This window comes from Sphingobium indicum BiD32, assembly GCF_000382885.1.
Classification (GTDB): Bacteria; Pseudomonadota; Alphaproteobacteria; order Sphingomonadales; family Sphingomonadaceae; genus Sphingobium; species Sphingobium japonicum_C.
In genome coordinates, this window is sequence record NZ_CAVK010000124.1 from 16,430 (window position 1) to 25,461 (window position 9,032).

10 protein-coding genes are annotated in these 9,032 nt (G+C 63.0%); 6 read left to right on the plus strand and 4 right to left on the minus strand.

Annotation, left to right across the window (positions count from 1 at the left end):
- Positions 1-122 precede the first annotated feature (122 nt).
- On the plus strand, positions 123-1,220 hold the full coding sequence (locus EBBID32_RS12440) for an acyl-CoA dehydrogenase family protein (RefSeq protein ID WP_006957837.1): 1,098 nt from the start codon (positions 123-125) through the stop codon (positions 1,218-1,220).
- The gene (locus EBBID32_RS12445) at positions 1,217-1,582 is read left to right on the plus strand and encodes a Rieske (2Fe-2S) protein (RefSeq protein WP_006957839.1); all 366 of its coding nucleotides are present in this window, start codon (positions 1,217-1,219) and stop codon (positions 1,580-1,582) included. The genes EBBID32_RS12440 and EBBID32_RS12445 overlap by 4 nt, the downstream gene beginning before the upstream one ends.
- A 160-nt stretch (positions 1,583-1,742) precedes the next feature.
- Here the strand turns inward: EBBID32_RS12445 and EBBID32_RS12450 are convergent, their stop codons facing one another.
- Entirely contained in the window at positions 1,743-2,498 is a 756-nt protein-coding gene (locus EBBID32_RS12450; RefSeq protein WP_006957840.1) for a ThuA domain-containing protein, read from the minus strand.
- A gap of 14 nt (positions 2,499-2,512) precedes the next feature.
- Positions 2,513-3,274, minus strand: a complete 762-nt coding sequence (locus tag EBBID32_RS12455; RefSeq protein WP_006957841.1) for an SDR family NAD(P)-dependent oxidoreductase — start codon at positions 3,272-3,274, stop codon at positions 2,513-2,515.
- Positions 3,275-3,479: 205 nt separating this feature from the next.
- Here EBBID32_RS12455 and EBBID32_RS12460 point away from each other — a divergent pair, with 205 nt between their 5' ends.
- Together EBBID32_RS12460 and EBBID32_RS12465 are read left to right on the plus strand one after the other, a co-directional pair.
- Positions 3,480-5,006, plus strand: a complete 1,527-nt coding sequence (locus tag EBBID32_RS12460) for a long-chain-fatty-acid--CoA ligase (protein WP_006957842.1) — start codon at positions 3,480-3,482, stop codon at positions 5,004-5,006.
- Positions 5,007-5,082: 76 nt separating this feature from the next.
- Positions 5,083-5,505 (plus strand): nuclear transport factor 2 family protein, encoded by a 423-nt coding sequence (locus EBBID32_RS12465; protein ID WP_006957843.1) that lies wholly within the window; start codon positions 5,083-5,085, stop codon positions 5,503-5,505.
- 84 nt (positions 5,506-5,589) lie between these two features.
- Here EBBID32_RS12465 and EBBID32_RS12470 read toward each other — a convergent pair whose 3' ends face one another.
- Both EBBID32_RS12470 and EBBID32_RS12475 read right to left on the minus strand, forming a co-directional pair.
- Entirely contained in the window at positions 5,590-6,372 is a 783-nt protein-coding gene (locus EBBID32_RS12470; protein ID WP_006957844.1) for an SDR family oxidoreductase, read from the minus strand.
- Positions 6,369-7,172: an SDR family NAD(P)-dependent oxidoreductase gene (locus EBBID32_RS12475; RefSeq protein WP_006957845.1), complete on the minus strand. Its 804-nt coding sequence runs from the start codon at positions 7,170-7,172 to the stop codon at positions 6,369-6,371. Before EBBID32_RS12475 ends, EBBID32_RS12470 begins: the two co-directional genes overlap by 4 nt.
- 152 nt (positions 7,173-7,324) lie before the next feature.
- On the opposite strand from EBBID32_RS12475, the gene EBBID32_RS12480 reads away from it, so the two are divergent.
- Positions 7,325-7,744 carry a nuclear transport factor 2 family protein gene (locus tag EBBID32_RS12480; protein ID WP_006957846.1) on the plus strand — a complete coding sequence of 140 codons (420 nt, stop codon included), beginning with the start codon at positions 7,325-7,327 and terminating at the stop codon, positions 7,742-7,744.
- A 14-nt stretch (positions 7,745-7,758) separates the two neighbouring features.
- Positions 7,759-8,538, plus strand: a complete 780-nt coding sequence (locus EBBID32_RS12485) for an SDR family NAD(P)-dependent oxidoreductase (RefSeq protein WP_006957847.1) — start codon at positions 7,759-7,761, stop codon at positions 8,536-8,538.
- Positions 8,539-9,032 lie beyond the last annotated feature (494 nt).

Here is a 9,032-nt window from a genome sequence, read left to right on the forward strand (position 1 = left end):
CGAACCTAGCGGAAAGCCCAGTCAACGCTGCGCCCGCCCACCGTGCATAAAAGCGTCATGGAACAGCAACAGCGGGGCAGCGCACGGCGCGCCCCAGCCATGACAGACCGGGGGATGGTGGCTTGAATTTCGATCTCAGCGAAGAGCAGGCCATGCTTCGCGATCTGGTCGATCGGTTCGGGGCGGATCATTATGACGCCACCCGCCGTCTCGCCTATCTGCGCGAACCGCGCGGCTTTGCCGACGCCAACTGGGCGACGCTGGCGGAAACCGGCCTGCTGGCCTTCACCCTGCCGGAGGAAGCAGGCGGCTTTGGCGGGTCGGCGGTGGATATCATCACCGTGATGGAGGCGCTGGGCCGCTGTGTCGCGGTTGAGCCGGTTCTGCCCGCCATCATATTGGGCGCAGGATTGGTCGCGGCGGCAGGAACGGAAAGCCAGAAAGCGACGCTGCTGCCCACGATCGCGGCGGGCGAGGCCATCGTCGCGGCTGCCCTGTTCGAGCGGCAGGCGCGCTTTGACCTGGATGGCATCAAAACCCGTGTCCATGACGGCCGGATCAACGGTACCAAGCAAATGGTGCTGGGCGGCAGCTATGCCGATCATCTGCTGGTCGCCGCGCGGACGGGGGATGGCGTGGTGACGCTCCATCTGGTCGATGCCAGCGCGCCCGGCATCACGATCACGCCCTACCGACTGGTGGATGGTTCGATCGCCGCCGATGTGCAATTTATCGACACTCCTGCCGCACCGATGGCGGGTGGCGAGGCGGCGCTGGCGCAACTTCTGGATCAGGCACGGCTTGCCATTTGCGGTGAATTGCTGGGGCTGATGGACATGATGTTCGCGGCCACGCTCGACTATATCAAGACCCGCCAGCAATTTGGCCAGCCGATCGGCAGCTTTCAGGCGATCCAGCACCGCATGGCCGATTGTTATGCCCGCGTCGAACTCAGCCGATCGCACTTATACCGTGCTGCCGCGGCCGATGGCGCAACCTGTGCCGCAGCGGTCATGGGCGCGAAAGCCTATATCGCCCAAAGCGCGATGCAAGTGGGTGAGGAAGCGGTGCAGTTGCATGGCGGCATTGGCACGACCGAGGAACTGATGGTGGGGCAGGCATTCAAGCGAGTGATGGCGCTGGCCACGCTGCTTGGCGACACCGACCATGACATAGTTGCCTATATTGCGCTCACCCGTTGCACAGCGGATCAGCCATGACGGAAACCTATCATCGGGTGGTGGAGACCAGTGCTGTCGAGGAACGGGCGATGCTGTCCTTTCTCGTCAACGGCTGGCCCGTGCTGATCTGCAAGGATGAGGGGAAGGTCCACGCCTTGATCAACCGTTGCAGTCATGCCGCGGCGGAGCTGGCACCGGGCGGGCGGGTGCGGCGCGGCGCAGTGATGTGTCCGTTACACGGTGCGCGCTTCAAGCTCGACAATGGCGAATGTCTGGGCGGCGCGGGCTACAAGCCGCTCAAACTCTACCCCTGGCGCGAAAGCGCGGATGGATGGATTGAGGTGGCTGTGCCCGACGCAGCGCCGGGCGCGGAGCATTTGCCAGTCAAGCCTTTGATATAAAATACAATAGTTCGCACGCAATCGTGCCGTTCGTCCTGAGTAGCCGCTGAGCTTGTCGAAGCGGCGTATCGAAGGATGCGTATGGTCGGAATGCTTCGATACGGGCCTTCGACTTCGCTCAGTCCCTACTTAGCACGAACGGATTGGGGTGGAGCTATGATCAAACTTCCTTATCCTTGCACCACTCTATCCCGCGCCTCAGCAGATCGTAAAAGACCGGCAGGTCCCAGGCGCAGCGATCGACGGTGGGCCACCAGTCCAAAAATGGCTGCATGTCATAATGGCCGCGACAATGGCCGAGCGTATTGTACAGCACCGCGCCCTTGCCCTGCGTCTTGATATACATCACCGGGTGCCGGTCCTGCGCCCAGCTATGTTCGTCAAAGCCGGTAGCCTCTCCCGCAAATTCGGTGTCGAGCAGGATGTGCAGGTCGCCATGCCGTTCCATCAGATAGAGTTCGTCGGTCGTCTCGAACGGCGCGATCCCGCGTGTCAGCACATTGTCGGCATCGGCAACCTCGACCCGATAGGGCGCGATTGGCGGGTGGGCGATGAACTGGCTGCCGAGTGTTTTCATCATCAGCGGTGCCCAGCGCGGGCTGCCGTACAGGCCATTGTCGAACAGCCGCAGCACGGAATTGGTCCCGTGCAGCGCATACCAGCGCCCGCCATCCTGGACCCATTGGCGCAGCGCTTCCTGTGCGGGCAGCGGCGGCACGACGTCGCAAGTATAGGTGATCAGCATGTCGGCGGCGAGGATCGCGTCCAGATTGCCATAATCCTCGAACACGCGGGTCCGCACGCGCGGATCGTCGCCCAGCAGCTTGAGCAATTCCAGCCGGGCAAAGTCCATGTCGTGATAGAGACCGCCGACAATCAGCACGCAATTGATGCGGGCGGGCTGCGTCTCGCTCATTGCTGCATCCTCGCTCAATATTGCACGCCCTTGGTGATGCCGCCGTCGATCAGCACATTGGCCCCGGTCATGTAGCGGCAGGCGGGTGAGGCGATGAAGGCGATCGCCTTGGCCAGTTCCTCGCCCGTACCCATTCGGCCGAACGGGATCTGCTTCAGGATGCCATCGTGGAAATCGGCCATATGTTCCTTGATATAGGCCCAAGGACCGTCATCGGTATAGACCGGGCCAGGGGACACGCAATTGACCCGCAATCCCTGCGGCGCATGTTTCTGCGCCAGCGCGGCGCTGTAGTTGATCACCGCCGCCTTCATGGCATTATAGGGCTGGGGTCCCATAAACTCCTCCAGCGCGCCGGTGGAGGAAATGGTGACGATCGACCCGGCATCGGACTGTTCCAGCGCGGGCAGGGCAGCGTGGATGCCGCGTACCAACGGCAATATGTCGCCGTTCAGCACGGTGGTCCAGGCTTCGGGGGTATCGACCCCCGGATTGACCGATACGAAGGAAATGAAGATGTCGCAGCCGCCCAGCTGCTCAGCGGCGCTGGCGACCCAGCCGGGGAAGGCCTCCGCGTCGGTCACGTCCACCGACGCGCCGATGCCGCGCACGCCCAGCGCCTGCACTTCGGCGACGACGCTATCGACCTTGTCCTGCGTCCGCCCGCACAGCGCCACGTCGCACCCTTCGGCGGCCAGTATCTTCGCCACCGCCCGGCCGATACTGGCATTGGCGCCTGCAAGAATGGCTTTGCGCCCTTTCAGACCAATATCCATGACGGCATCCTCTCTCAAGTCTCTTCAATCGCCCGCCTGTTTACCGGCATATGCGGGGCGCTGCACTGGCAAAACCGTCAGGGGTGCGGGCCGGTGCGGCAACCGAAATGCGCTCTTTTGCGCATTTCGAGGCAGACCCTTAGCGATTGTGACAGGGCGACGCCCGGCCTTTTTCCGCTATGCAGGACGTTCAAGCGGAGGGACCATGGGGAAGAGCGCCATCACTATAGCGGATCATGTCCGGGCGCACGCCGCTGCGACGCCTGACGCGATCGCCCTGATCTTCGAGGGGCGCGAGACCAGCTATGCCGCGCTTGACCGGCAGGCGAGCCGGGTTGCCAACGCCCTGATCGCCGGGGGCCATGTACCGGGCGGCCGGGTCGCCTATCTCGGCAAGAATCGCGACGACTATTTCGGTTTCTGGCTGGGCGCGGCGAAGGCTGGCCTGGTTACCGTGCCAGTCAACTGGCGGCTCGCAGCGCCGGAGGTCGCTTATATATTGGCCGATGCGCGCCCTTGCCTGATCCTGGTCGAACCGGAATTTCTGGATCGGGTGGCGGGGCAGGGGGCGACCATCCTGCTGACCGATCCTTGCGGTGACTATCCGCTCCTTGCCGACTGGCGCGATGCGCAGGCCGACACCGATCCGCGCCGTGACGCGGGCTATGACGCCGCCGTGCTGATGCTCTACACGTCCGGCACCACCGGTCAGCCCAAGGGGGCGATGCTCTCCAACCGCAGCCTGCTCGGCTTGCGCGCGTCGGAACCGGACCTGCCCGACTGGTATCGCTGGAGCGCGGCGGACGTGTCGCTGATCGCGATGCCCATCTTCCACATCAGCGGGTCGGGCTGGGGGCTTTGGACGCTCCAGCATGGCGCAAAGGGCGTGGTCGTGCGCGAATTTGATCCCGCGCGCGTGCTGGACTTGCTCGTGACTTTCCGCATCAGCAAGATCATGCTGGTCCCCACCGCGCTGCGCATCCTGTGCGATCATCCCGCCGCTGCCGCCACGGATTTCAGCTTCCTGCGGACCATCTGCTATGGCGGATCGGCGATCCCGCTTGATCTGCTGCGGCAGGCGATTGCCGTCATCGGCTGTGGCTTTGCGCAAATGTACGGCATGACCGAAACCGCCGGTACCATCATCGGCCTGCCGCCGCAGGACCATGATCCAGACGGGTCCGAGCGGATGCGCGGCATCGGCCTGCCGTTGCCTGGTGTCCGGGTGCGGATATCGGACGAGGCGGGCAACACGCTGCCACCCGGCGCGATCGGTGAGATATTGGTGGCGTCGCAGGCCAATATGATCGGCTATTTCGACCGGCCCGACGCCACTGCCGAAGCGATCGACGCGGACGGCTGGCTGCGCACCGGGGACGCGGGCTGGATGGACGCGGACGGCTATCTTTACCTCGCCGACCGGATCAAGGACATGATCATCACCGGGGGCGAAAATGTCTATCCCGCTGAAGTGGAAAATGCGCTCTACAGCCACCCGGCCGTCGCCGACGTTGCGGTGATCGGCGTGCCGGACGCCAAATGGGGAGAGGCGGTCAAGGCGATCGTCGTTCCGCAAGAGGGCGAAACCCCCGATCCCGATGCGCTGATCGCCTGGGCGCGCGAACGGATTGCGGCTTACAAGGCACCCAAAACGGTGGACTTCCGATCCGACCTGCCCCGCAATCCGTCGGGCAAGATTTTGCGCCGCCTGCTGCGCGACGAATATCGGTAAGACCTGCGATTTCCGGCAGGTTCGGGGTTGGCTGGCTCCGCCTATCCTCCGGCAAAACAGACTGAGGAGAGAGGTTTTGACCGCCAACTTCACCGGCCCGATCGAGGACCGGCTGGCCATTCGCGAACTGCTCGAAACCTATGCCGATGCGGTCAATCGCGTCGATCGGGCCTTGTGGGCTTCGCTGTGGGTGGAGGACAGCCATTGGGATATGTCCCACTATCCCGACCTGGGTGTCGTGTCGGGCAAGGCCGCCATTGTCGATCTATGGGCCAGCGCCATGCCCCATTATCCCCAACTCAGTTTCCTGCTCAATCCCGGCATGATCCGGGTCGATGGCGACAAGGCGGAGGCCCGCGCCTATTTTTCCGAAGTCTATGCCGAGCCGGGCACGGGCAAGGATAAGCGCGCACGTGCCTGCTATAACGACCGGCTGGTGAAACAGGACGGGCAATGGTTCTTCCAGAGCCGATCTTTCACCATCATCCACCAGAGCTGACGATATTTCCGTCGGCTCGCTCTCCATGAGCTGCGGGAAATGACCCGGTCGCCACAAACGGCCGGGTCCTTTTTTGGCAGGCCGTCAATGCGCGGTCATGCCGCCGTCGATGACCAACTCGGACCCGGTGACGAAACTCGCGGCAGGCGCGGCGAGATAGACGATGCCATCGGCAATCTCCTGCGCGGTGCCCATCCGCCCCAGTGCATGGCCCGCCGACACCGTCGCTCGTGCGGTCGCTTCATCGGGGAAGGCGCCGGTTTCGACATAGCGTGCGTAGATGGTGTCCATCATATTGGTGTCGATACCGCCGGGATGGACGCTGTTGACGCGGATCGGCTGGCCGAGCGCCGCATATTCCAGCGCCGCGCATTTGCTGAACAGCCGCACCGCGCCCTTGGTCGCGCAATAGGCCGACATGAACGGCGCGCCCGCCAGTCCGCCGACCGATGACAGGTTGATGATCGACGATCCGCCCCGCCGGTCCGCGCCGCTTCGGGCCAGCAGATCGGCCATGGCGCGGGTGCCCAGAAATATCCCCTCGACATTGATGCTCATACATTTGCGGAAGGTCGCCAGGCTGGTTTCTGCAATCGCGTCGGTGACGGAAATTCCGGCATTGTTCACCAATATGTCGAGCCGCCCATAGGTCGTAGCGACATGGTCTGCCAGCGCGGCCCAGCCCGCTTCGTCGATCACGTCGAGCGGGTGATATGCTGTCGCCCCTCTAACGGACGCGCTTGCCGCCATGTCGGTCGCGATCACCCTTGCCCCAGCGTCTGCCAGTGCCTTGACGGTTGCGCCGCCAATTCCGCCACCGGCCCCGGTCACCAGCGCCACTGCGCCGCTCAGGTCAAAACTGCTCATCGTGCCGTCCATCCCCCATCGACCACGACCTCGCTCCCGGTCATGTAGCTGGCGTCATCGCTTGCCAGGAACGCAACCACCTTGCCGATTTCGATCGGTTGGGCCAGTCGCTTGATCGGCGTCGTCTGCGCCATCTGGTCGATCAGATCATCGGCGCTCAGCGTTCCGTCGCGTGCGGCCCATCGCTCCATCCCCTGTCGCAGCAACGGCGTATCGACAAAGCCGGGATGCACGCTGTTGACGCGGATCGGCACGCCCGCATCGGCAAATTCCAGCGCATTGGACTTGCTGAACAGCCGCACCGCACCCTTGGATGCATTATAGGCCGATACTTCGCCCATGCCGACCAGCCCCATGATCGAGCTGATATTGATGATGCTGGAGCCATAGGGCGTCGCCGCCCCGCTCTGCGCCAGCAGCGGCTGGAACGTCTTGGTGCCCAGGAACACCGTGTCCATGTTCAGCGTCATCAGCCGCCGCCAGGTCGCCAGTTCCAGATCCTGCACCTTGCCGGTCAGGTCCGCGCCGACATTATTGACCAATATGTCGAGCCGCCCGTGCGCTGCCATCACCCGGTCGCGGGCGGCCTGCCATGCTTCCTCCATCGTCGCGTCCAGCCGGATATAGGAACAGCCCGGCATCGCGGCGATCGCGCTGGCTACCGCCTCGCTATCTTCCGCATCCAGATCGGTGATGATCGTTGTCGCGCCATCGGTGGCCAGGCATTGTGCGATCGCCCGTCCGATGCCCCTTAGCGCGCCCGATACCAGCGCCACCCGTCCGTCCAGTCGTCCTGCCATGGGCATTCCTCTCTCCGCATGGCCCGCGCCGGGCCAGCCTCTTTTGTCGATCGACGTGTCGGCCCGTCGGCCAATCGCTTCACCTGCCGCTTTTTACAGGTTCGCGGTCATTCCCAAGCGCGCATCTAGGCTGGAACAGGAGAGCAATTGCCATGGACTCGCACCGCTATGCCGCCATCCGGTCGATGGTTGAAAATCTCTATGCCCTGACTGCTGCTGGCCGCTGGGATGAGGCGGAGGCGATGATGACCGACGATTTCCGCATCCTGGAGGCCGACAGCCTGCCCTATGCGGGGGAATATCTGGGCAAGGGGGCGCTGCGGGAACTCTATACCAAGGTGTTTGCCTTCTGGGAGGATGCCTCGCTTGAAACCAGCGATATTACCGTGTCGGAGGATCATGCGATCGTGATGCTGACCGTCCATGCGACGTCGCGCCACAATGGCCAGCGGCTGGCCATGCCGCTGTGCGAAGTATTTCATCTGCGCGGCGACAAGTTCAGTGGCATCACCCCCTATTATTTCGATACAGCATCGATCGCGCGGGCGACCGGCACGCTGATGGCTGATTGAGGACAGGACGAGACATGGCTGATCTTTCGGGCAAGGTGGCGATCGTCACTGGCGGCACATCGGGTATCGGCCGCGCGACCGTCCAGCGGCTGGCGCGGGACGGGGCGCAGGTCGTGTTCACCGGATCGAACGAGGAATCGGCCCGCACCCTGTGCGCACAAAGCGGTGCGCGCTTCGTCAGGGCGCAGGTGCAGGACGAGGGCGACTGGGACAAGGTTGCCGCGTTCGTCAGCGACGAATTTGGTCGCCTCGACATCGCCTTTGCCAATGCCGGGACCGAAAGCGGGGACGGCAGCGTCGAATCGATCAGCATGGATGGTTGGGCCGGGATCATCGACGTCAACCAGACAGGGGTGATGCTGACCGCCCGCACGGCGCTGCGCCTGATGCGCGCAAATCCCGGCGGGCCGTGCGGGTCGATCATCATCAATTCATCGATGTCGGCGCATAAGGTGATGGGCAACTACATGGCCTATTCCGTCACCAAGGCCGCCGTGCTGGCCATGGCCAAATCGATCGCCATCCATTGCGCCACCGAAAAACTGCCGATCCGCTGTAACGCCATCCTGCCCGGCGTGGTGGAAACTGAAATGATCAGCGCGATCATCGCCAAATCTGCGTCGCCGGAAGGTGCGCGTGCCGCCTATAACAGCATGTCGCCGATGGGCCGGATGGGCACGGTCGAGGATATCGCCGCGCTGGTCGCCTTCCTCGCCTCCGACGAGGCCGGTTTCATCTCCGGCGCGGAATATGCCATCGACGGCGCATCGACGGCCGGGATGACCGGGGTCTGATCTGGCGATAGCTGCCTGCTGTGTGGGCGGAGATTACCCCATCCAAAAAGACGACATCCAATCGTTCCGGCCAGCCTGCTTGGCAGCTGTGCGCCGGGACGGTTGCTGGTAATCAGCTTGCGATAAGTTGCAAGGTTTGACAGACTGTTCTGGTTGATTCGATGATAAGAATGCCGCGATAATTTGCGGGCAAGTTTCCACGGAAAATGTTGAAATAAGCGGGTCGCGTCGCTCACGTTCTGGTTACCCCGGTTTCAGCAACCGATGTGACGGGAACGGTCGTCCGCGTTGCCGGTTCCGCTGTTCGACGGTCTGATCGGTTCAACGGAGGGTATGTTTCACCCTCTTGTCCCAAAACAGGACAACAGACGATTTCTTGGTCTGAATGCCGTTTTGGGGGGGCTATGGAGCACGACGTAAAGGCGCTTCGCATTTTAGGCGATATCCTGGCCCGCGGTCGGCGCTCATTGGACAGATTGCCCGATGACTGGCGT